Below are 25,002 nucleotides of genomic sequence, written 5' to 3'. Positions count from 1 at the left end.
CACTCAATATCGTGCTAATGCGGTTAAGCATTTTAAGGTATGTTGTGAACTTTGGTCATATTCAACCACTTGATCAGGCAACTTCAACGAGAAGGCAATCTGCTTATCGCTACAATCTTTAATCGCATAACTTAACCAGCTTAAGCGTTGCTCAACTGAGCCCGCAGGTAATTGCGAAAAGTCTAATTGTAGCTTTCCTGATAGCGCCTGTTGGTATTGTTTTGTTAACCAACCTTGCCCACGAGCCACATGCTTCCATGCGACCCTACTTAGAGGCTCACCTAATTGATAATGTTGTAATTGATGAAATTCGTCTTGGCCCGGCTGAAAGCTGTCTTGATAGCTTTCTGTGTTATTTTCTACCGTTTCACCTGCAATACTTTGTTGTTTTTCAGTTAAAGCATTGGCAATAGGTTTAGGAAAAGCGGTAACCTGTTGAGCGAAATCTAATCGTGTCCATGTTTTAAATAAGCCAAAGCCAAACTCACTAATAATTAAAAGCCTGCCAAGTGAATATTCACCGCGTTTGCAAATACGATAAGGTATTCGGATATTATTATCACCAAGGATTATCTCTGTCAGTGTGACTTGGCTGGATTGGTTAGATTGACCTTTAGTCGATTTTTCTTCGGCCACTTTTTTATCGCTTGCACGGTTATCAAACGTTGCTGGCACTTGATCAAAAGAAAAGCTGATATTAAAGCGCACTTTATTGCTAGTAACCACCAACGGAAAATACAGTTGCTCGTCAACAAAACCTTGTACAGCATGTGTTGCCTGAAATTTTAAGCCTGAAAGGTTAAAAAAGCTGTGGAGCAATATCACAATAAACAAACTAACCAGTAAATAGCTGATCAATATAATCACGTTATTTTGATAGTTCGTCCCCAGTAAAAATAACAACAACATAAACATCATCAAACCTGCACCAAAACGCGTGGGTATGATAAAAATATTGCGATGATTAATCACTTGCCTACTATGCTGAGGAATACGACGTGCAAGCCAAGTATTAAAACGCTTGTTAAGGGCACTTTTACATGCAGCTTTAAACGAAGAAAATACGGTGAATTTTTGCGTGCTTAACAATTAGTTCCCCTCCTCATTTAATTGTTTACTCAACATCTAGTTATCATGGTGCTGATTTGATAGCTCGACTTAAATAAACTGAGTTAGATAAATCGAGCTAGATAATTAAGTTAGATAATTGAGCTAAAAAGAACATTTAACTTAATTTATAGCTTAAACGCAATTAGCCTAGCGGGTTCGTTGGGTCAACTTGCGATAATATTTGCCGAGATATTTCATCTGCTTGCTCAAAAATATGATGTTGTTGAGGTGCTAATCTATGTTCACAAACGGGCGAAAATACCGCTTGAATATCTTCAGGAGTTACATAGTCACGATTATCCATAAACGCCCACGATTTAGCCGCAGCTAATAATGCTTTGCCGGCACGCGGAGATAACGCTTTAGCTTTTGACTCGTTTAATCGGCTGACTCGACATAAAGCAATAACATAATCAACAATAGCAGGCGAAACACGTACACTGGAGATATGCTGCTGTATTTCTCGTAATTGTTCAACTTGTAAAAAAGGTTTAATGTCAGCTACATCACGATGCGAGGCCGTTGATTTTAAAATTTCACGTTCAGCATCAATACTAGGAAACCCTAAAGAAAGTCGCATCATAAAACGGTCTAGTTGTGACTCAGGCAAAGGATAAGTACCGGCATGCGACATGGGATTTTGTGTCGCAATAACAAAAAATGGTGCAGGTAATTGATGCGTAACACCATCTACACTCACTCGACCTTCTTCCATAGCTTCTAGCAAGGCACTTTGGGTTTTAGGACTTGCGCGGTTAACTTCATCAGCTAAAACCACTTGATTAAAAATAGCCCCAGGATGCAATTGAAATGATTTACTGGTTTCATCAAAAATAGCAATACCAATAACATCTGAAGGCATTAGATCGGAAGTAAACTGAATACGCTGATACGACAACCCGAGTGTTAACGCCAAGGTGTTAGCTAAGGTTGTTTTACCCATGCCAGGTAAATCTTCGATTAAAATATGGCCTTTAGCTAACAAACACGCCAAGGCTAATTTGACTTGATGAGACTTGCCAATTACCACCGATTCTATTTGAGCCAGTATCTCTGCAACTACGGTTTGCATATGTGTCGTCCCTTAATGTTGAGTTATCAGCTTAATTAAGTATTTAATGATTACCAAGAGAAATAAACACCAAGTTACTGAAACTCTATAATGCCATGGTATTTTTTACTGTATAAAATGTTTTCTCAAAAATTAGAACATTCTTAAAACTGTCGAGTTATAAAGTCCAATCACTAAGGATCAACTTATAGTATTCTGTTAAAGAGTAGCTAATGCTAACGTCTTTTTCTAAGCCGGTTATCTAAGTCGGCTATAATAAGTGGTTCAATCATTTTTATTTTTAATTTTAATTTTAGATTAACACTAGCACGCTTCAGTCTGGTGTTATTCCATATACTTAAACAGTAACATATTAATTTTTCGAGCAAAACAAATTAATAGCAAGCAAACCCAAGGAAAACCCCACTACTATTTATATGGGGTTTGACATAAAAAAGGCATTGAATTTAGGTATTTACAAACAAGATAAAATGAAATGAAGTGACAGCTATCTTCGGCAAGGAAGACAACTCCCACTTGTTAACTAAGCTTATTTTTAGTTAACTTTTAGTGAGCCAGTTACCCTGACTTAAATGATTTTTTTCGTAATACAAGATTTCAGGCTATTAAAAGTTAAAAAGGCGCGTCAGCTATCGCTTGTTCTAGTGACATGTTTGATAGGCCAAGATCACGCAGCGCATGAATAAATTTCAAGGTTTTAAAACTATCGAACCATACGATCAATTGTTTTTCAAATTGTACTTTTTTTGCAGAAGCTTGCTTAGTGATAAATGAAAGTAATCCGATATTGATTAAAGCTTGTTGGTTTATTTCAGATAATTCAGCGAGCCAAACCTCTGGTTGCTGTCTATTTTCCCATAAGCTATCAAAAGCTTTTAACGTTGCTTTTAACGCGACAAAAATTTGTGGGTTATAATATTGATAAGCGATGCCTTGTGCCCCAAGTTGCATTATATTTTGCACTGCGGGACCTGTACCAAAAGGCACGCGCTGTGAAGGTCTTGCATCGAGTTTTATCACGACATCATCTAAGTAAGTCACTTCACCAAGTTTCGCTAGCTTATTTAACAGGTAAAAATCTTCTCCTGCACTACGTTTAGGAAAGCCTCGAGCCTGACAATAGGCAAGCAGATCAAAAGATAAAATACTGCCAATGGTAAAATAGGCATACGGTGATGCTGCGTATTTTAAACCGGCAACGTAATAGCGTAAGGCATTTTCATATTGAAGGTTTGCTTGATGTATTAAGGTTTCGTCACTGTGATGAAAAAAATTGCAACACGTTGCTACGGCTTGTTTTAAGGTGGTATTACTCTGTTTATGAGCGGCTAAATAATTGTTTGGAAGATGCGCGTCTGCGTCAGTTGAATGTACCCAAGAAGAAAATATATTCCCTGTGACCGATAACTTAACTGCTAGATCTGCGCCAATTTTTCTTGCTAAGCCTACCCCTTGTTCAACAGGAATGGGAACACTATAACGATCAACAATTAATAGCGCGGAATTAGCTTTTTGGTTTTGGTTTTGGTTTTGGTTTTGGTTTTCAAAGTAAAGCTCAATAAGGCGCAAATTATCTTGCTGCCAAGCTACTTGACCCTGTTGTTCAATGTGCTGTGATAAATCAATTTGGTCTTGCTGATGCTGACGACCAAAGTCATTGTCGGGTTGATTAATAACCACAATAACTAAGCACTGTTGTTCGACAAGTACTGAGTCGATAAAACGTTCAATAAATTGTACTGACTCTTGAAATGCAGGAATAACAATGACGTGTTGATAGCAGTTTTTTTCTGGGAATGTTGCTAACGATAAGACTTCAGGCTCAGCATAATGAGTAAGATATTTAGCCGATGTTTTGTGCTGTTGAAGATCAGCAATATTTTTACTCATTTTACTTTTGGCCTCAGAAAATAATCGGTCAATATTCTCGGTCAATCAGCTTAGCTAAAAATAGGACGTTATCATTAGCTAAGGGAAAATTGTAATTGATTAATGCAACGCGGCTCTAAATGGTAATGCCGAACAAATATCGGCTTCAATATCTAAAACTTCGTCTAAACGTTGATCAACTTCTGCTTTATCAAAGTACTCATATGCTAATTCAATAAATAGGTTTTTATGCTTTTCTTCAGATTTAGCAATGGCTTGATAAAAATCTTTATCTTTGCCTTCTGGTAAGGCTTGTGCAATTAACGAAAATCTTTCGTGGCCACGCGCTTCAATAACACCAGCCACAACTAATCGGTCCATAAAAAACACATCACTACCATTTCGAAATACTTTTCTTATTTGGTTAATGTAAGGGTCTTTTTCATCAGCGCCTAATTGTCCACCGCGGGCATAAATTAATTTTAATACCTGTTTAAAGTGAATTAGCTCTTCAATGGCTAAATCAGCCATCGCTTTTACAACAGATTTACGATCTGGATAATGTGAGATCATTGACATGGCCATGCCTGAGGCTTTTTTTTCAGCTGCAGCATGATCAGTTAGAAATGCATCAAAGTCATTTAGCACGACCTCGGCCCAAGCTTTAGGTGTTTGGTATTTTAGTTCGAACATAGATAATTTTTACTGATTGTAGAGGTAATAAATAATGACGCTATTTTACACGCCTAAAAATGTGCGACAAGAAAATACTTTAATCAGCGTAATATTAACATCGTCGTCAACTTTGCTGCTCAAAAACAATATTAGTATCATGCACCACAAGCGTAATATATTTAGACGTTAACGTAATTTAACAAGAATTCTCTTCTGCTCATCACGGCAATATCTTATACTGCGCAGTCATCATAATTGAGACTAAAATGACAAATAAAAAACTATTCCCCTTTTGATTTTAATGGTTATTTTTAGCCCCTTAGCCATCGACATTTTTTTACCTGCTTTGCCTTTAATGGCAGAAGAGTTCGTGGTTCCTATGAATCAAATTCAGTGGAGCATATCGATATTTATTTTGAGTATGGGGTTTGGTCAGTTAATCACCGGCCCACTTGCAGACCGTTATGGCCGTCGTCCCATTGCTATGGGCGGTATCATAATTTATGGTTTGGCTTCTATCATGGCAGCTTATTCCGATAGTTTGGGCTTTTTTCTTGCTAGTCGTTTACTGCAAGGTTTTGGTGCCTGTGCAATTGTTGTTTCTGCTTTTGCAAGTGTACGTGATAAATACAATGCCATTGAAAGTGGCGTTATGTACTCTTATTTAAATAGCGCCATTTGTTGTATTCCCGCCCTTGCTCCCTTGTTGGGTAATGTTTTAACTGAAAACTTTGGTTGGCGCAGTAACTTTGAGTTTATGACTGGCTATGCTGTTTTTGCGGGTTTAATCTTATTTTTCACGCTTAAAGAAACTAGACCACCGAATACAGAAAAACATATAAAACTGATTTCTTTGTCACACTTTACATCGGTAATAAAACACCCCGTTTTTCTATTTAATGCTTTACTCGTTATGTTATCGATGGCGATTATTATTGCTTATGTGAGCAGTTCCCCAGCTTGGTTAATGGTGCATTTAGGCTTAGATCAGCAGAGCTTTGTTTATTGGTTTAGTATCAATGCGGCAATTAACATTGTGGCTTGTTTTCTCGCGCCTAAGTTTTTAAGAAAATATGGTGCCAGAATAACCGTAGGCTTTGGCATGCTATTAATCATATTTGCCGGATTGTTAATGTTAACTTTATTACCTTGGCAAATGCCTAGTGCGTTTATGTTACCTGTAATGGTGAGTTCTCTTGGCTTTTCGTTCTTGATGGGAGCATGTGCAGGTCAAGCACTTGCACCTTTTGGTGAGAAAGCAGGTTCTGCCTCAGCACTATTAGGTTTTATGCAGATGAGTGGTTCAGCGGTTATTGTTTACTTATTACAGTCTTTACCAATAAATGAAGCAGAGCAATTAACCTTATTAATGTTGAGTGTTATCCCAGTATTTATAATATGGAAATTACCGCAAGTAAAAAAACATATTCTGCTAGATCAGTTTTAAACTCTTAAATTCTTAAACCATTCAATTTAGCTCAAAATTGAATGGTTTTAGTTCCATCATTATGACTGAAAAATGACTATGTCTGATTTTTTACTTTCACAATTACTCGTTACCGTAACGCTGATCATTGAGTGTTGCGCCATGCAGTTTAAAAACAAAAATTATATTCTAGCGTCGTTATCTGTTAGTTGTTTTTTTAATGGCTTTCATTATTTGTTGCTTGACCAGGCAACGGCTGGTTACATATTTTTATTCTCTAGCGTGCGTTTTCTAATCTCCATTAAGTGGAAGTTCCAATGGATTTCAGTAGCTTCACTGAGCTTAAGTTTACTGATCACCATCAGCACCTATAACGGCATATTAAGTATTATAGGTTTTATGGCAACAATTTTGATCACCACAGGTTCATTTAGCCATAACGATAAGTTTTTACGATTAATGATGATTTCTGGCGGAACACTCTGGATTATTCACAATTTTATTTTAGGTTCTCCGGTTGGGTTAATCGTAGAAACTGTTTTTGTTGTAAGTAGCTGCATTGGTTACTATCGATTTTATATTGCCAAGAAACCTGCTCCAACATTGTCTGTGTAAGCTTACCAAATCGATTCCGAATTGAAATAGCGACATAAAAAAAGCGACATTCGTCGCTTTATTTATACTTATTTAAGTTGATGGCGATGATTACATTAGCGCTGCTATTGTATGATCTAGTCTTGATTAAACTAACCTACTTCAGCTATATAAACGATTAACCAACCGACCTTACCTTACTGGCGAAAACTTAGGATTATTTTAACGGTTTCGCATGCGCTGCAGCTCTAAAAATAGTATTCATTAGCATAATATTCAAACCATCTAAATACGCTCTAGTCGTTGGCTCTTGTGTAAAAGCGATCACCATGCCACGTCCCATCGGTTGATGAATAAGGTAGGGTTTATAAGCTAATTGTTTTTTATTCTCTGCCCACAAATAACCGCTCGCTAAAACACTTTCTGAATCACTAAACCAGGCCAAATTTTTACCCGATGCTAATTTTATTGGCGTATATATATCGTTTCCATAGGCAATAGCCGTGAGGTTTTTATTGACGCCTGCGGTCAACCAATGCTCTTGATCGACTTCAATATTTGCTAATATTCCGGCAACAAAATCAGGTTTTTCTTTTACATTTTCACTGGCTAATACAAGCTCAGATTTTGTTGATAATAACTGGCCATCAACCATTGACTCACCTTCAAGCTCTTTTGCTGGTGTTGATTTATCGTCTACTTTAGCCTTAAACGCACGTTCTCTTTTAACATCAAGCAAGGCAATATCATGCTCAGCAGCAAATTGCGTTGCTCGACCGAGTGTGATTAACACGCCGCCACGTTTTACCCATTGCTTAATATTGTCAGCGCCACTTACCCCAAGTACTTCTTTAAAGTCACCAGAAGGTAAAATTAGCACTTGGTAGTTTGATAAATCGGCACTTTTAAGGGTATGCGTGCGAATTGCCGTAACTGGGTAATTAAACTGTCGTTCAATAACAAAACGGGTATTACCCGCGCTTAAAGAACTCACTGGATTGTCCCACGCCATGGCGATTTTAGGCGCTGACATTGTCACTGTATTACCACTACCAAAACTTGGACCTTGAGTAACCCAACTTGAATCTACCCCTTGAACTTGCGCACCAGTATTTTTTGCTATTTCGATGATTTTAGCCGCTAAATTATCGTCATTTCGGCGCTTTTCTATAATTAACGTACCCGCAGTAAACTTTTGATTATCGGCTAAAGTAAACGCTTCATCAGCACTTTTAATGGTGATATTTTGTTGTAATGCAGCGGTCAAAAATCTACCCGCTGCCATATCACCCCATGCGACTAAATAGGCTACAGTAGCATCAGGGTTCGCAACCTTACCTATGAGTTTGTCATTACTTTCAACAACATGGTTAGCAACTTTTACTGCTTTTGAACAGGTATCTACATCTACGTCGAACATTAATGGTAATGACCAGCCCGTAACATCATAGATCTCATCATCTAATTTTATCGCACGGCGGCGTTCTTGCTCTTTCACAAATTCAGCTGACATATCAACCTGCTGGGTAAAGGTTGTTTTAACAAAGCGACCTTTAGGTTGAGCGGTATCAATAAAGTAGGCTCCTGCCTGATAGTTTTTACCACACTGTTTAAAATCTTTTTCCGCTTGTTTAACTTCAACACCATGCTGCGCCATTAACGTTGCAAGTCGATGGCTACCCGCAACATTGCGTGTATTGGGTAAAATATAAACGCGTTCTTTGTTATTTTTTCCGGTTTTAATCGCACTGGTTTGATAATTGTAATAGTCGTTAAGTAGCTTTTGATGATTGTCAGCTACACCTTCAGCGGTTGAAATTGACGCAACAAAATGTCGTTGAACCGTATTTTTATAAGTTAAAGTTTCACCACTTTGCTTTTTGAATAGCTCACCGCGCGAAGAAGACACTTCATAAGTTGATGCTGAGGCACCATAAAATACTGGCCAGCTGTCACCATATCCGGGATAGAAAGCATCAAATACTTCACGAGTAAAATAGTCGAACCCGAGTCGGTCAAAATGTTTACCATGATTTTTTCCGATCGCGGTCATATTCTCAATTTGAGTTTTGGTCATATGCGGGTTAAAAGGTTGTGCGGCTGGCGAAAAGTAATAGCTGCTATCGCCGCCCATTTCATGTAAATCAATCACCACTAAAGGACGGTAATGGTTCATTGCACGAATTCGACCTGCGGTTTCAGGCTGAGTAATGGCTAACCAATCTCGATTCATATCAAATAAGTAATGGTTTGAACGACCACTTGGCCAAGGTTCATTGTGCTCGGCGCTTAATCTATCATCACTGTGTTGCATACCGACAGTAGCATAATAGCGACTAGTAAATCGGTTACGTCCATCAGGGTTTTGCAGTGGGTCAATAAATACCAAAGTGTTTTTTAAAATTTTGCGATTAGTGGCTTCATTCGGCGCAGCGAGTAAATGATACGCTGTCATCATAGCGGCATCTGTACTGCTAATTTCATTACCATGAACGCCATACCCCAACCAAACTGAAGACGGTAGTTGGGCAATTAATGCTTTAGCAGCGCTTTTGTCGGTAATTCTTGGATCTGACAGCTTTTGCATCTTGTCAGCAAAACCATCAAGGTTTGCCATAACATCACGGTTACCTATGGCGGCATAAATAAGTTTACGACCTTCCCATGTTCGCCCGTATTCAAATAGTTTAATTTTCTCGGGCGCAGCACGTTCTAATGCTTCAAAAAATCGTAACATATCGCCATGGTTAGTAATGCGTTCTCCTACATTGTAACCTAGCACTTTTTCAAAGGTGGGTATTAAGGGGTTATATTGACTTCCAGGCCACATTTGCTCTGTAGTTTCAGCTACAGCTGACAACGAACAAATATAGCCAATAAGCATTGAAGAAAGGATGTAGGCGTACTTTTTTAGCATAGTATTTCTCGGTCAGAAGTCCTGAAGTAAGATCAGGATTTAGTGAATATAGTCATAGGTGCTATCTCACTAAAATACTACGTCAAAAAAGAGTCTACGTATCGGCTTTAACGATGAAATTTATAAAATATAAGCTGAATGCCCTGCATGAACAATCACGAGTTTATTCGTGATTAATTTATGGCTTCAGCTTATTGATGATTCAATTACTATTTAGTGACTATTATAAAGGTGCTTAATATAATCATGAGCAACGTCACTCCATAAAAATCGTGATTTTAAGGCATTATCAGAAATTGTTGCCCACTCTGTTGGACTATGTTTTTTCAGTGCCAAAACGGAATGAAAACAGCTGAGCATATTTTCAGCTTGTTGAAGCGGGTTATCACCATTAAAAGTAAAACCATTCATGTTATGGCTTATAGTATCGCTTAAACCTCCGACACTATGAGCTAAACAAGGCTGTCCTGCACGCATTGAAAGCATTTGGCTAATACCACAAGGCTCAAATGAACTTGGCATTAAAAATAAGTCGCCAGAGTTATACATATTGATCGATAAGGCTTCAGAATAGCCTTTAAGAAAAATAAAGTTACTATGATTAACCGCTATTTTGGTTAAAAATTCTTCGAGTTTTTTATCACCACTACCTAATAAAATAAATACGCCATCATCTGCTAATATGGCTAATAAGTGTTCTAAGGCTGTTTTACCATTGGGCATTACTTCTTGAAATAAACGTACTTTTTGATCGGTAATACGCCCCACAGAAGTTAACACTAACGGTTGCTTTTTATACTGCTTATTAGCAACTTGTGCTAATCGTGTTGCGGCAACTAAATGTGCTTGATCAACTAACGGTTTATCGTCGAGCCATTTAACCACTTCTTTTGCTGATAATGTTAGTAAAGCTTTGAGTTTAAGTGGCGCTTTTGTAATTTCAGGGTATTCGCAACCATTTAATATACCGTGCAACCTGCCTGTGTCAGCCGCAAAGCGCAAGTCATGCTCTAAACCTTCACCACCAAAATGTCCTTGTTCAATATTACTTGGCAATAATATTTCTTTTGCATACGTTGGCGAAACGGCATGCACTTTATCTGACAACGTAATACCAGCGCGCATCGGGTTATAACAATCGTGATAACGCGGGTCGTTAATTTTACTATAATCAAAGGCTAAATACGGAAACCAAGCCTTTAACGAAGATTCATCACCATCAAAGGGTCTAATACCTTGCAAGGCAATATTATGAATAGTGAAAACGGTTTTAATCGCTTTTAGTTGTTGGTATTCAGGATCAAAAGCACGCAGTACTGACACCATAGCGGTATGCCAGTCGTGTAAATGTAATACGTCTATTTTACCAAAAACATCGCAAATAACCGCTTTGGCAACAGCAGCACTGAATAAGGCAAATTTACTGGCATCTGAGGCAAAAGGTCTGTTACTTGGATCATCACAGTAAATTTTTCCTGCTCCGCCAATAGCAAATAAAGGATGTTCAATGACCCATTGCGTTACATTTTTCGATGCGTTTTTTGCCGACTTTTTAAACGAGACTTTGAAAATATCAACTTTTTCTTGTTGTGAGCCAAACGTAACCTCAAGTGAAGTTACGTGCTGTGCTCCTTCTAACTTAGAAAAGGCACCGTAGCCAGGCGTAACAACATCTACCTGTTGGTCAATTTTACCTAGGGCAATAGGAATATCTCGAACAACATCACCTATACCACCTACTTTTCCGCGAGGTAATGCATCATTTTCAGCGGCTGCCATTAATATTTTCATTTAATACCTTTTACTTTATTTTAACTGCTTAGTATTTATTATTAGTTAGCTTTAATATGCTTAAATTGCCTGTTATGTAATAACGTCAGGCTGAGTTCTACCCGTAAATTGTTTAATACCCGCAACAGATTCCGCTATTTGAATTAATTCACTCAAGGCTTGTTGTGTTTCTTGTGCTAACAAAGCGGTATCTTGTTGATAACAGTCTAAGTAAACCCTCAATGTGGCGCCTTGTGTTCCGGTTCCTGAAAGCCTAAAGACAATTCGTCCGCCATTTTCTAAATAAATGCGAACACCTTGTGCGGTTGTTTTACTACTATCTACTGGGTCAATGTACTCAAAGTCGTCTGCTGATGTTATCTTAACACCTGAGAATTCCTGACCCGGTAAAGTGGAGATTTTAGCTTTTAACTGATCTATCATTTCATGTGCATTGGCACTGTCTACAGCTTCATAATCATGACGAGTAAAATAGTCACGACCGTACTGTAACCAATGGTTTTTAACAATTTCACTGACCGGTTGTTGTTTAACGGCAATTAAATTAAGCCAGAACAATACTGCCCATAAACCATCTTTTTCTCTAATATGATCAGAACCAGTACCAAAACTTTCTTCGCCACATAAGGTGATTTTGCCTGCATCTAATAAATTACCAAAAAACTTCCAACCAGTTGGTGTTTCATAGCAAGGTATATTCATTGCTTCGGCTACACGATCAACAGCTCTGCTTGTTGGCATTGAACGCGCAACGCCAGCAATACCTTTCGCATAGGCTGGAATTAGGCTCGCGTTGGCCGTTAATATCGCTAAACTATCGCAAGGGTTGATATAAAACGCTTTACCTAGCACCATGTTTCGATCGCCGTCACCGTCTGACGCGGCGCCAAAATCAAAGCCATCTTCACCATAAACTAAATCAACTAATTCATGTGCGTGCACTAAGTTAGGATCAGGATGACCACCACCGAAATCAGTTAATGGTACGCCATTAATCACTGAACCAATGGGCGCACCTAAGCGATTTTCAATAATTTCTTTTGCATAAGGACCATTTACAGCATGCATCGCGTCGAAACAAAGGCGAAAATCACCTTTTGCGATTAAGGATTTCATTGCTGAAAAGTCAAACATAGATTCCATTAAGTCAGCGTAATCACTTACCGGGTCAATAACATCAATTTGGCATTGTGCAATTTGCAGTGTTGCTAGGTTATCAAGATCAATATCGTCGGTATCAATCGTTAAATATTGCGCCATCGATAAAGTTTGTTCGAATATCGCATCGGTTAATTTCTCTGGTGCTGGTCCGCCATTTTCACCGTTAAATTTAATACCAAAATCTTCGTCTGGACCACCAGGGTTATGGCTCGCTGATAAAATAATACCGCCGCAGGCCTTGTTTTTTCGTATTACACAAGAGGCTGCTGGTGTTGATAAAATACCGCCCTGCCCAACTAAAATATGAGAAAACCCATTAGCTACAGCCATTTTGATAATAACTTGTATCGCTTCACGGTTATAAAATCGTCCATCACCGCCAATAACTAATTTTTTGCCTGCACATGGCGCAATGGTATTGAATACGGCTTGAACAAAGTTCTCTAAATAACCGGGTTGTTGAAATTGCTTAACTTTTTTTCTAAGGCCTGAAGTTCCTGGCTTTTGATCTGTAAATGCTTGAGTTTTTATTTGCTTAGCGTTGATTACATGTTCAGTTGTCATAACTTACCCTTAAAAAATATTATTTTTATACGTTTAAATTACTTGTAGGTCGGAACTTAATCCATCTTGTTTATTATCAACATAACGGTTGGCGGCATTAATACCGCTTAAAAAACAATATCCGTTTCAGCATTGATAAATCCATCAAATTAATAGCCTATTAAGCGATTGATGAACTGAAGTCCGATCTTCAAAGCAATTGTATTACGTTAGTTTAATTTTATTATTTTACTGTAATTCAAAAATCATCGTCGCAAGCGGAGGTACTGACAAAGAAACTTTATTCTCTTGACCAGCGTATGCCTCATTTACTGAGCTGACACCACCACCATTACCAACATTACTACCACCATAAATACTGCTGTCGGTATTTAAGCATTCTCGATAAAATCCAGCTTGTGGTACACCAACAGCAAAGTTTTCGTAACTTGTCGGTGTTAGGTTAACAACGACTAAAGCAGGTGCAGTGCCTTCTTGGCCTTTGCGTAAATAAACCAAAATTGATTGCGCACTGTTTTGCGAATCTAACCATTCAAAGCCATTACCGTCGCAATCAAGTTCATGCAATGCAGGAATGCCTCTATAGGTATGATTTAAATCTTTTATCAGTGTTTGCATGCCTTTATGACTGTCATTTTCAAGTAAATGCCAATCTAAGCTTTGATCATGATTCCACTCTTTACGTTGAGCAAATTCACAGCCCATAAACAATAGTTTTTTACCAGGATGAGTCCACATAAAACCATAATAGGCGCGTAAATTAGCAAATTTTTGCCAATCATCACCGGGCATTTTATTTAACAACGAGCCTTTACCATGCACTACTTCGTCGTGACTAATAGGTAAGACAAAGTTTTCACTGAAACTGTAGACTAAGCCGAAGGTCATTTCGTTATGATGATGTTGTCGATAAATAGGATCACGTTCCATATATTTCAACGTGTCATTCATCCAACCCATGTTCCATTTGAAGCCAAAACCTAAACCGCCAGTATCAACCGGTTTTGATACACCAGGCCACGCAGTTGACTCTTCCGCAATCATCATAACGCCAGGATGCTTTGCGTACGAACGGGTATTCACTTTTTGTAATACCTCAATCGCTTCTAAATTTTCTCTGCCGCCATGCTCATTAGGCAACCATTGGCCAGCTTCACGGCTGTAATCTAGATACAACATTGAAGCAACGGCATCAACACGCAAACCATCGATGTGGTATTGATCTAACCAGTAAATAGCGTTACTCAGTAAATAACTTTGTACTTCTGAGCGACCATAGTTATAAATAAGGGTTTTCCAATCAGGATGGAAACCTTTGCGTAAATCTTCATGTTCATACAAGCATGAACCATCAAACTTACCCGTACCATGTTCATCAGTAGGAAAATGGCCCGGCACCCAATCTAGCAGCAACCCAATACCAGCGCGATGGCAACTATCGACAAAATATTTAAAGTCTTCTGCACTACCAAAACGGGCAGTAGGCGCAAAAAGTCCGATAGGCTGGTAGCCCCAAGAACCATCAAAAGGATACTCACTTACTGGCATAAGTTGCAGATGAGTAAACCCCATTTCAACAACATAAGGTACTAGCTGCTCAGCTAATTCACGGTAAGTTAAGTAACTTGGTGAATGTGAATTATCGCTGCTATTAGTTAAATTTCTTTTCCATGAGCCAAGGTGCACTTCGTAAATTGAAACAGCACCATGATAATGATTAGATGCGTTATCACGCTCGTTCATCCATTGCGAATCTTGCCACTGATATTCACTATTTTGGCTAACTTTAGAGGCCGTTTCAGGCGCTAATTGCATTGAAAGTGTATATGGGTCAGCTTTTAATGGCTGAATTTGCTCATACTTATCAGAAATTTCATATTTATAGCTGGCATCAGCACACACATTAGGTAGGAATATCTCCCACACACCAGAGCCAGGATGCTTGCGCATAACATGATGTCGACCATCCCAAAAATTGAAATCTCCTACCACCGAAACACGAGAAGCATCAGGAGCCCAAACGACAAAGTGTGTGCCCTTAACGTTATCAACGATAATTTCATGAGCGCCCATCCATTGATAAGCTTGTTCATGTGTACCTTCACAAAAAAGGTAGAGATCTTCACTTTTTAATAACGAAGGATAACGGTATGGGTCGTCAACAATAACAGTTTCATTTTTATATAAAACACGTAAACGATAGTCAAAAACATTTCGTTTTCGGCCTAATTTACCTTCGAATAGTCCCGCTTGATCAACTTGATTAAGTTCAGCGACTAAAGCTTGAGTTTTAGTATCAATAACCTCAACACTGAGTGCTTCAGGTAAAAATGCGCGAACAATTAAACCACTGGTCATTGGATGTTTATGTATGCCTAGTACGGAAAAAATATCTCTATGCTTTACATTAACTATTGCTGAAACTTCTTCGTTATCTAACAAGCTTTTTGCTAGGTTTTTCATTATATTTTCCTAGTATACCGTTAACTTTATATACGATTACTTAAATGCATTAATTTTTTATGTGTTTGCATTTTATAGCTTATTTTTATATTTAAAATAAATTTAAATATAATTAATATTAACAAGGGTAATTTCTTCCAATTGAAATTACCCTTAACGTTAATAATTGATTATCAAAAGCTATTTATTTTCACTTTTCAGTTTTGCAAGCATACCGATGGTAACTAAAACAACACCTTTATCTGTAACTCTAAAACCATTTGCACGATCATCATCATGGTTTATGCCTATTTCCATACCAGCTGGAATTTCACAACCACGGTCGATAATTGCTTTTTTAACTTTACAATTACGATTAATAACAACGCCAGGTAAAATAACTGATTCATCAATTTCACAGTAAGAATTAACTCTTACTTTTGAGAATAACAGCGTTCTTTTAACCGTTGAACCAGAAACAACCACACCACCAGAAACCGTTGAATCTATTGCAATTCCACGTCGCTCGTCTTGGTCAAATACAAACTTAGCGGGTGCTGTTTGCTCTTGATACGTCCAAATAGGCCAGTTTTCATCGTACATGTTAAGCTGTGGCTCTGGTGCCACTAATTCCATATTGGCTTCCCAAAAAGAATCTAAGGTACCTACATCACGCCAGTAAGGTTGTTTTTCACTGTCGGGATCTTTAAACGGGTAAGCAAATACGCGATGAGATTCGATTATTCTAGGAATAATATCGTTACCAAAGTCACCACTTGACCCTTCTTGAGCAGCATCTTTTTCAAGTTGCTCAAATAAAAATTCTGTGTTGAAAACATAGTTACCCATCGAGGCTAATGTAACACCAGGTTTGCCAGGTACTTCAGAAGGATTAGCTGGCTTCTCATCAAAGCGACAAACACGGCTATCTTCATCAACGGTCATTACACCAAACTGCCCTGCCGCTTCTTCAACCGATGTTTCAATACAACATACGGTCATATCTGCTTCACTAGCCACATGTTGAGCGAGTAAAGGACCGTAATCCATACGATAAACGTGATCGCCAGATAAAATCATCACATATTTAGGTAATTCATGTCTGATAATGTCAATGTTTTGAAATACGGCATTAGCCGTACCAAGATACCAGCCATCACCCGTTTGTTGTGATGCCGGCAAAATCTCAATGGATTCACCAAGCTCTTTCTTAAAGTGTCCCCAACCGCGGTTAACATGACGAATAAGTGAATGTGACTTATATTGAGTCGCAATACCTACACGCCTAATACCTGAGTTAATACAGTTTGATAAAGGAAAATCGATAATCCTAAACTTACCACCAAAAAAGGTAGCAGGTTTAGCTCGTCTGTCTGTTAATTCATAGAGTCGCGAACCTCGGCCTCCAGCCAAAATCAACGCATAAGTTTCTTTTGTTAAACTACTTATTCTTCTTTCTACATAATTGGGCATAACGTATCCTTTACCTTTACAAACATTAATTAACGTTCATTAAATAGCCTTTTACTTTTTAATACTGGTTGAATTAATAACGTGGCCACGCTTATTTTAAATAACTAAAAATGGCCAATTCATTAATCAACTTAGCACAGAGTAAATTACTAAAGCTTCCATATTTCATCTCGATACTGCCTGATCGTATGATCGCTCGAAAACACACCACTTGCTGCAGTGTTTAAAATACTCATTTTAGTCCACAGAGTTTGATCTTGATAAGTTTTATCAACACTTCGCTGAGCTTGAAAATAACTATCAAAATCGTACGCTGTTAACCACATATCATGTGGGTCACGTATTGTTTTTATAATTGAATCAAAAATACCTGGTTCAAATAAATTAAAGTGACCGCTTTCTAACAAGTGCATAACCGCTGATAATGTTTCAGAATTAGCTATGATCTCATTAGGTTGATAATTTTCTCTAATATCCGAAATTTCATGAGCTTGAGCACCAAATAGGAAAAAGTTCTCCGCTCCAACGGCATCTCTAATTTCGATATTTGCACCATCTAATGTACCAATTGTTAATGCACCATTCATCATAAATTTCATGTTGCCGGTACCTGATGCTTCTTTACCTGCTGTTGAAATTTGTTCTGATAAGTCAGTAGCAGGACAAATAATTTCCATGGCAGAAACATTGTAGTTAGGTACGAAAGCAACTTTTAAAAACTTAGCGGCTTTTGGATCTAAGTTAATGGTGTCAGCAACATTATTGATTAATTTAATAATCTCTTTTGCCATAACATAACCGGGCGCTGCTTTACCGCCAATAAGGACACAACGCGGAGTTATATCGGCAGTATCACCTTTACGAATTCGGTCATATAGGCCAATAACGTGTAAAATATTTAGTAGTTGACGTTTGTATTCATGAATACGTTTAACTTGTACATCAAACATCATATCTACATCAAACTTAACACCCGTAGCTTTTTCTACAAACTCAGCTAAAACGACTTTATTGGCTTTTTTGCTCTCTTGCCACTGTTTTTGGAAAGCATGATCTTCAGAAAATTTCCCTAACTTCTCAACATGGGCAAAATCAGCAACCCAATTTTTATCAATTTTACTTGAGATAAGATCAGCTAAACTGTTATTACAATGCGATAACCAGCGACGTGGTGTAACGCCATTAGTTTTGTTGTTAAATTTGTCAGGCCACAATTGATAAAAGTCATTAAACAAACCTGCTTTTAAAAGCTTGGTATGTAACGCTGCAACACCATTAACTGAGTAACTACCCACAATAGCTAAGTGCGCCATACGAACTTGAGGTTCGTGGCTTTCTTCAATCAGTGACAACGCTTGTTGTTTATTTGAATCGCCCGGCCATGCAACCGCAACTTGTTGAAGGAAACGCGCATTAATTTCGTAAATAATTTCTAAGATACGTGGTAATAAGTTCGCAAATAAACTAACCGGCCACTTTTCTAATGCTTCAGGTAATAACGTATGGTTAGTGTAAGCCATCGTTTTTGTGGTGATATTCCATGCGTCATCCCATGAGATTGCATAATCATCCATTAAAATTCGCATCAACTCAGGCACCGCAATACTTGGGTGAGTATCATTTAGTTGAAAGCTATTTAGCGCAATAAACTCATCAAAATTATTGCCACAATTTTCGACATAACTATTTATAGTATCTTGCAAAGATGCTGAAGATAAAAAGTATTGTTGACGTAAACGAAGTTCTTTACCGTTTTCACTGGTGTCATTTGGGTACAGCACCATCGTAATTTGTTCGGCTAGATTCTTTTTAGCCACTGACTCGGTATAACTACCGGCGTTAAACTCACCAAGGTCAAATTCATCAGTCGCTTCAGATTTCCATAACCTTAAAGTATTCACAATACCATTTTGATAACCTGGAATCGGCATATCATAAGGAACAGCAAGTACATCTTGGGTGTTATTCCATTGACGGTATTGTTGACCGCTGCGCTTTTTAATTACATCAACTTGACCAAAAAATTTAACTCTGATCGCTTTTTCAGGCGCCGCAATTTCCCAAGGGTTACCATTACGTAACCAATTATCAGGATGCTCTATTTGCGCACCATTTTTAATTTGTTGATTAAACATGCCGTATTCATAACGAATACCGTAACCAATAACGGGTAAAGCTAAACTAGCACAACTATCTAGAAAACAAGCGGCTAGTCGTCCTAAACCACCATTACCTAGTCCTGCGTCATGCTCTGCTTGCTCAACATCTTCTAGATCACAGCAATAACCTTTTAACGCATCACGAACTGTGTCGTCTAAATCTAAGTTTAAAATAGCATTATTAAGTGTTCTGCCCATTAAAAACTCTAGTGATATATAACCAACACGGCGCTGATGTCCACGGGTCTCACGTGTTTCTCGCCATTGGGCAACTAAACGGTCACGAATGGTAATGGCAAGTGCGTTATAAAGGTATAAGTGAGAGTCTTGCACCTTGTCACGACCAAGTGAAAAATGGAAATGTCGCGCCAAATCTTCAGTAAAAGTGTGTTCATTCATTAAAACACTGCCATCTGATGAAGTAATTTCACATATGTTTTTTTCGTTATTCACAATGAGTGCTTCCTATTTGTTATTTATAAACAATCGTTTAATAAAACAATTGTTGAAAATGGTGCCATGGTAATTACGCGTTCTGCGGGTATATTTAAAACGTCTTCTTGTTCAGTAATTGCTGTTGTATCTATCATGACTTGCCAATGTTGTATTTCATCAATCATCGGTAATTGAAATTCAACCGGTTCAGCACCTGCATGGAAAAGACACAAAAGAGACGGGCTATTGGGCGCTTTTTCATGTATCAAATAACCTAACGTCGCGGCATGATGTGAGTGCCAATGATCTTTTTGCATCTCAAAGCCAGATGGGTGATACCAAATAATATCCACCGAAGATTTTGTATCATCTTTGTGAATAAAATGATCATGGGTCAACATAGAAAAGCGTTTTCTAAGTTCACTTAATTTAGCCGTAAAACCCTTAAGTTCTTGAGCATATAACGCATTATCATCCCAATCTAACCAATTTATTTCGTTGTCTTGGCAGTAGGCATTATTATTACCTTTTTGTGTACGGCCTATTTCATCACCTGCCAGTATCATTGGCACGCCTTGAGATAGCATAAGTGTTGCCATCATATTTTTAATTTGGCGTAATCGAACTGACTGTATGGCAGTGTCGGTAGTTTCACCTTCAATACCGTGATTATGCGCAAAATTATCTGAATGACCATCGCGGTTATTTTCGCCATTTGCTTCATTATGTCGGTCTTGGAAACTGACTAAATCGCGCAGCGTATTGCCATCATGGCTACAAAGAAAATTGATACTAGCAAATGGCTGACGTCCACTGTGCTCAAAAATGTCACTCGAACCATGAATTCTGCGAGCAAATTCAGGTAACAAACCTTTGTCTCCGCGCCAATAGCGTCTCATGGTGTCACGGTAACGATCGTTCCATTCAGACCACGGCGATGGAAATCCACCTAATTGATAACCGCCAGGACCAATATCCCAAGGCTCTGCTATAACTTTTACACTACTTAAAATGGGGTCTTGTAATACTGCATCTAAAAAGCCATTACTTTTATCAAAGCCATGTAATTCACGGCCTAATATGGTGGCTAAATCAAACCTAAAACCATCAACTCCCATCACTTGTACCCAATAACGCAAACTATCCATTACCATCTGTAATACACGCGGATGGCTAATATTGATAGTATTTCCACAGCCAGTATCATTAATATAATATCGCGGTTCAGCTGGGTTTAATCGGTAGTATGAATGGTTATCTATCCCTCGAAAGCTTAGTGTTGGCCCTAAACGGTTACCTTCACAAGTATGGTTATAAACCACATCAATAAGCACCTCAAAACCGGCTTGATGAAGTTCATCAACCATGCGTTGAAAGTCACGAATTTGGTGCTGATTTAAATAATCTTTATGCGGAACAAAAAACGCTAATGAGTTATAGCCCCAATAATTTGAAAGTTTTTTGTCGGTAAGAAATTGTTCAGAAATAAATTGTTGTACTGGCAATAATTCAATCGTGGTAATACCGATAGCACGATAATGGGCGATCATAGCTGGGTGACTAATACCTAGAAATGATCCACGTAAGGCTTCGGGAACTTTCGGGTTTAGTGCTGTTAAACCTTTTACATGACCTTCGTAAATAACCGTGTTTTTCCAAGCAATTGGTTTTCTTGGAACAAGCGGCGCAGAAGCATCCATAACAACAGCTTTCAGCATCACATCGGCATTATCTCTATCATCAAAAGATAAATCTTTTTTAGGGTCATGAATGTTATAAGCAAAATGGCGTTCAGACCATGAGAAATTGCCTTTTAATGCTTTTGCATAAGGATCTAATAATAATTTATGGTGATTAAAACGATGACCAAACTCTGGTCTATAAGGTCCATATACCCTATAACCATAGACTAAACCGGCTTTAGCACCTTTAAGGAAACCATGCCAAATATTATGTTCACATGCCGGTAAAATAAAACGCTCTAGCTCTTTTTCACCTTGCTCATCAAAAATACACAATTCAATTTTTTCAGCATGTGCTGAAAAAATAGCAAAATTAACACCGGTATCATCAACAGTTGTGCCTATTGGATGTACTCTTCCGGGTTCCATTCTAAATTGTTCCATGTTTCTCCAGTGAAGAAAATTGATGATGGTTGTAGCATTTACTACAACATGTCAGTTTGCTTAAAATAATAAGTAGATAAACGCTTTCATAAATCTAAATTTAAAAGTTACATTCTAAATAAATTAAACACTAGTTTTTAACTTTAGTTCAATTCAATACATATATTTTATAAAGTAAAAGCAAAGCCTTAATACAAGGCTTTGCTTATCATAAATATTTCTTTGGCTTTTTATAAAGCCGTAGTCAGTACGACACTATTTTCAGTGCCAAACTCATTAGCTAAGTATTGGTCAGCTTGATAATCATTTTCCCATTCCGTGTCGTTTAACAGGTAGCGAAAATGAAAACTTCCATCTTTAGGTAATCTAACCTTAGTTTTAAAGGTTTTTGACTTTTTATTAAACTTCATTTCAATAGCTTGCCAGCCATTAAAATCACCAACCAATGAGGCCGTAGTTACATCACTTCTATTAAATTCAAAAGTTACTTCAGTTTCATCTTTAGTTTTAAAAAATTTCTTAGTTAGCATTGTTATTCTCCATTAATCATGCACTAATTAATTTAACATTACTGATTTTGCTTTATTTAAGTGCTAAATATTACTACGAAGCCCCAATAATGCGCGTTTTCAATTTAAAATAGCCGATTTATATGTCGACATGATGAAAAAAGCATAAATCGGGCCGACTATATAATAAAAACTTAATATGTCATTAAAGTAGTCTTAACCACTTACAAGTAATGCCACATTATTTTTGTTGTAAAATTATGTAAATAAATTACACGCGTTAAATATACAACGAAAATAAGTACATTCAAAGCTTTATTTGCTGTAATTATAACCTAAAACTTGTTAAAGTTACAAAAATATGTAGTTTTATTTCACAATATAAAGAGTGTTGATATGAGTCTCATTGAACAGTTAGCAGATTTAGTAGGTTTTCATCCAAGTTATACCGGTACATTCGGCGACACGGTTTATGCTAAAGATCAGGCGAAAAGCGCTTTATTAAAAGCGATGGGCTTTGATTTAGATGAAGCGTCATTATCAAATTCAATTGCAACGTTGAATCAAAACCAATGGACTCAAGTTTTACCCGTTGTTCATATTGTTAAGCTAGAAGAGCAGCAACATACCATCAGAGTAAGCCTACCTAAAATTGGTAGTTTACTCCTCAATTGGAAAGTCACGCCTGAACTTGGAAGCACTATTGGCAATGAGGTTGTTGGGGCTTTTAATGTTGAAGACATGCAAGTCATTGCAGAGTCAACAATTGATGAAACACAGTATTGTCAGTACTTAATAAATCTACCAAGCTTAGAACAAGGTTATTATCAATTTACGATCAGTTTTGGTGAGACCCAAACAAGTTGCCCGCTTATTTACGCGCCCAAAACCTGCTTCAGCGTACAAGAAGCGTCAAGCAATAAAGCATGGGGTTATACCGCGCAATTATATTCACTACTGAGTAAAGATAATTGGGGAATGGGTGATTTTACAGATTTAGCTGAGCTTGTTAAAAAATCAGCTAAGCAACAGGCGGCAACCATTGGGCTAAACCCATTGCACCCGCTTTATCAAAATAATCCTGCACATAGAAGTCCTTACTCACCTTCTAGTCGCTGCTTTTTGAACCCACTTTATATAGATGTCAGCAAAATCCCGAATTTTGAACTTTGTGAACTTGCACAAACAGAAGTAAACAGTGAAGCATTTCAACAGCGCATTGCTAATACAAAAGCAAGTAGCTTGGTTGATTACCCTGAAGTTGCAAAATTAAAGTTTGAAATCGTAGCCATATTGTTTGAAGATTTTTGCGTAAACTCTACCGCTAAAAGTAATAATACATGCTATAAAAATATGGCCGTTGAATTTGAGCACTTTAAACAAATAAATGGCCATGACTTACAACGTTTCGCTACTTTTGATGCTTTGTATGAACATTTTCATTTAGCTGATGAAAATACTTATGGTTGGCCTGATTGGCCAATAAAATTTCAAGATCCTGATAGCGAAGAAGTACATAAATTTAAACTCTCTCATGCTAAACGTATTGAATACTTTTGTTTTTTACAGTGGCTAGCACATCAACAATTAAACGCTGTTTCTCAACTAACAGTCGATAAAGAGATGGCGATAGGTTTATATCTCGATTTGGCTGTGGGTTGTGACGGCTCAGGCTTTGATGTTTGGTCAGATAAAGAAGTTTATGTGGCAGGCGCATCAATCGGCGCACCACCCGATGGCATGAATCCCTTAGGACAAAACTGGGGGTTAACACCAATAAATCCAGTAGCTCTGCAAAAACAAGGCTATCAGCCTTTAGTAAAAGCATTAAGAAGTAGCATGCAATATGCTGGAGCTTTGCGCATTGATCATATTTTAGGACTAATGCGCCAATATTGGGTTGCTCCGGGTATGGAAGCCGATGAAGGGGTTTATATCAGTTTTCCATGGGATGATATTTTACGCATTATTGCTTTAGAATCTCGTCGAAATAATTGTGTTGTTATAGGAGAAGACTTAGGTAATGTTCCTGAAGGTTTCAGTGAAACCATTCAAAATGCAGGCCTGTTATCTTTTAAAGTACTCTTTTTTGAACGCTGGGATTCTGGTTTATTTAAGCGTCCTGATAACTTCCCTACACAATCAGTTGTTACTGTTGCCACGCATGATACATCTACATTAACCGGTTGGTGGCAAGGACGAGATTTACAATGGCGTCAACAACTTAATCTCTACCCTAATGATGAAGCTGGGCTTGCAGATAGAAATGCGCGAGTCAGTGAACGTGAAAACCTGATTGCTGCTTTAAATGATCTTCAAGTTATCGACATGAGTAAAGCACCACAGCTTGAACCTGCACAAATGAATAACGAGTTAAGTGTTGCAGTACAAAAGTATCTAGCAAAATCTTCAAGTCACCTCCAGCTTATTCCTTTAGAAGACGCTTTAGAGTTAACTGAGCAAGTAAATATTCCAGGTACAATTGATCAACACCCAAATTGGTTACAAAAATTACCCGTGTCGGTGGAAGACTTTGATAAAACAAATTCAGTACAAGCAATAGCACAAGCAATGAATATCGCTAGGCCGAAATAATTAAATAAATCAAAGGAATAAGGCTATTAATGACGATGAGTGTTTAACATACTCATCGTCATTATTAACTAAAGAAAACTTCCC

Annotated in this window: 15 protein-coding genes; 3 read left to right on the top strand and 12 right to left on the bottom strand. The window is 37.8% G+C overall.

What is annotated here, in order from left to right; genetic code table 11:
* Positions 1-3 precede the first annotated feature (3 nt).
* From DBO93_RS06840 to DBO93_RS06825, 4 genes are all read right to left on the bottom strand, one after another.
* Positions 4-1,089 carry a DUF58 domain-containing protein gene (locus DBO93_RS06840; RefSeq protein ID WP_108455647.1) on the bottom strand — a complete coding sequence of 362 codons (1,086 nt, stop codon included), beginning with the start codon at positions 1,087-1,089 and terminating at the stop codon, positions 4-6.
* A gap of 163 nt (positions 1,090-1,252) precedes the next feature.
* A complete protein-coding gene (locus DBO93_RS06835) occupies positions 1,253-2,182 on the bottom strand; it encodes an AAA family ATPase (RefSeq protein WP_108455646.1) in 930 nt (309 codons plus the stop codon).
* A 612-nt stretch (positions 2,183-2,794) separates the two neighbouring features.
* Complete coding sequence (locus DBO93_RS06830) at positions 2,795-4,072, bottom strand: hypothetical protein (RefSeq protein ID WP_204100659.1); 1,278 nt, start codon at positions 4,070-4,072, stop codon at positions 2,795-2,797.
* A 99-nt stretch (positions 4,073-4,171) separates the two neighbouring features.
* Positions 4,172-4,744 (bottom strand): tRNA-(ms[2]io[6]A)-hydroxylase, encoded by a 573-nt coding sequence (locus DBO93_RS06825; protein ID WP_108455644.1) that lies wholly within the window; start codon positions 4,742-4,744, stop codon positions 4,172-4,174.
* Positions 4,745-5,009: 265 nt separating this feature from the next.
* Here DBO93_RS06825 and DBO93_RS06820 point away from each other — a divergent pair, with 265 nt between their 5' ends.
* Positions 5,010-6,173 (top strand): multidrug effflux MFS transporter, encoded by a 1,164-nt coding sequence (locus tag DBO93_RS06820; RefSeq protein ID WP_343215952.1) that lies wholly within the window; start codon positions 5,010-5,012, stop codon positions 6,171-6,173.
* Positions 6,174-6,251: 78 nt separating this feature from the next.
* Entirely contained in the window at positions 6,252-6,767 is a 516-nt protein-coding gene (locus tag DBO93_RS06815; RefSeq protein WP_162533737.1) for a YgjV family protein, read from the top strand.
* A gap of 196 nt (positions 6,768-6,963) precedes the next feature.
* Here the strand turns inward: DBO93_RS06815 and DBO93_RS06810 are convergent, their stop codons facing one another.
* The 8 genes from DBO93_RS06810 to DBO93_RS06775 all read right to left on the bottom strand — a co-directional run bounded on the left by DBO93_RS06810 (position 6,964) and on the right by DBO93_RS06775 (position 22,344).
* The gene (locus DBO93_RS06810) at positions 6,964-9,663 is read right to left on the bottom strand and encodes a M14 family metallopeptidase (protein WP_108455642.1); all 2,700 of its coding nucleotides are present in this window, start codon (positions 9,661-9,663) and stop codon (positions 6,964-6,966) included.
* A 213-nt stretch (positions 9,664-9,876) separates the two neighbouring features.
* Positions 9,877-11,454: a glycogen/starch synthase gene (locus tag DBO93_RS06805; RefSeq protein WP_108455641.1), complete on the bottom strand. Its 1,578-nt coding sequence runs from the start codon at positions 11,452-11,454 to the stop codon at positions 9,877-9,879.
* A 72-nt stretch (positions 11,455-11,526) separates the two neighbouring features.
* On the bottom strand, positions 11,527-13,179 hold the full coding sequence (locus DBO93_RS06800) for an alpha-D-glucose phosphate-specific phosphoglucomutase (protein ID WP_108455640.1): 1,653 nt from the start codon (positions 13,177-13,179) through the stop codon (positions 11,527-11,529).
* Between the two features lie 228 nt (positions 13,180-13,407).
* On the bottom strand, positions 13,408-15,642 hold the full coding sequence (glgB, locus tag DBO93_RS06795; protein WP_108455639.1) for a 1,4-alpha-glucan branching protein GlgB: 2,235 nt from the start codon (positions 15,640-15,642) through the stop codon (positions 13,408-13,410).
* Positions 15,643-15,822: 180 nt separating this feature from the next.
* Positions 15,823-17,094, bottom strand: coding sequence for a glucose-1-phosphate adenylyltransferase (gene glgC, locus DBO93_RS06790; RefSeq protein ID WP_108455638.1), 1,272 nt, complete (start codon positions 17,092-17,094; stop codon positions 15,823-15,825).
* 149 nt (positions 17,095-17,243) lie between these two features.
* Positions 17,244-19,652, bottom strand: a complete 2,409-nt coding sequence (locus DBO93_RS06785; protein WP_108457778.1) for a glycogen/starch/alpha-glucan phosphorylase — start codon at positions 19,650-19,652, stop codon at positions 17,244-17,246.
* A gap of 77 nt (positions 19,653-19,729) precedes the next feature.
* Positions 19,730-21,814, bottom strand: a complete 2,085-nt coding sequence (glgX, locus tag DBO93_RS06780) for a glycogen debranching protein GlgX (RefSeq protein ID WP_108455637.1) — start codon at positions 21,812-21,814, stop codon at positions 19,730-19,732.
* Between the two features lie 230 nt (positions 21,815-22,044).
* On the bottom strand, positions 22,045-22,344 hold the full coding sequence (locus DBO93_RS06775; RefSeq protein WP_108455636.1) for an isoamylase early set domain-containing protein: 300 nt from the start codon (positions 22,342-22,344) through the stop codon (positions 22,045-22,047).
* Positions 22,345-22,719: 375 nt separating this feature from the next.
* Here DBO93_RS06775 and malQ point away from each other — a divergent pair, with 375 nt between their 5' ends.
* Positions 22,720-24,918, top strand: a complete 2,199-nt coding sequence (malQ, locus tag DBO93_RS06770; RefSeq protein ID WP_108455635.1) for a 4-alpha-glucanotransferase — start codon at positions 22,720-22,722, stop codon at positions 24,916-24,918.
* The last annotated feature ends 84 nt before the right edge of the window (positions 24,919-25,002 follow it).

The organism is Colwellia sp. Arc7-D (genome assembly GCF_003061515.1).
Classification (GTDB): domain Bacteria; phylum Pseudomonadota; class Gammaproteobacteria; order Enterobacterales; family Alteromonadaceae; genus Cognaticolwellia.
This window is presented reverse-complemented; position numbering and strand designations above follow the sequence as displayed.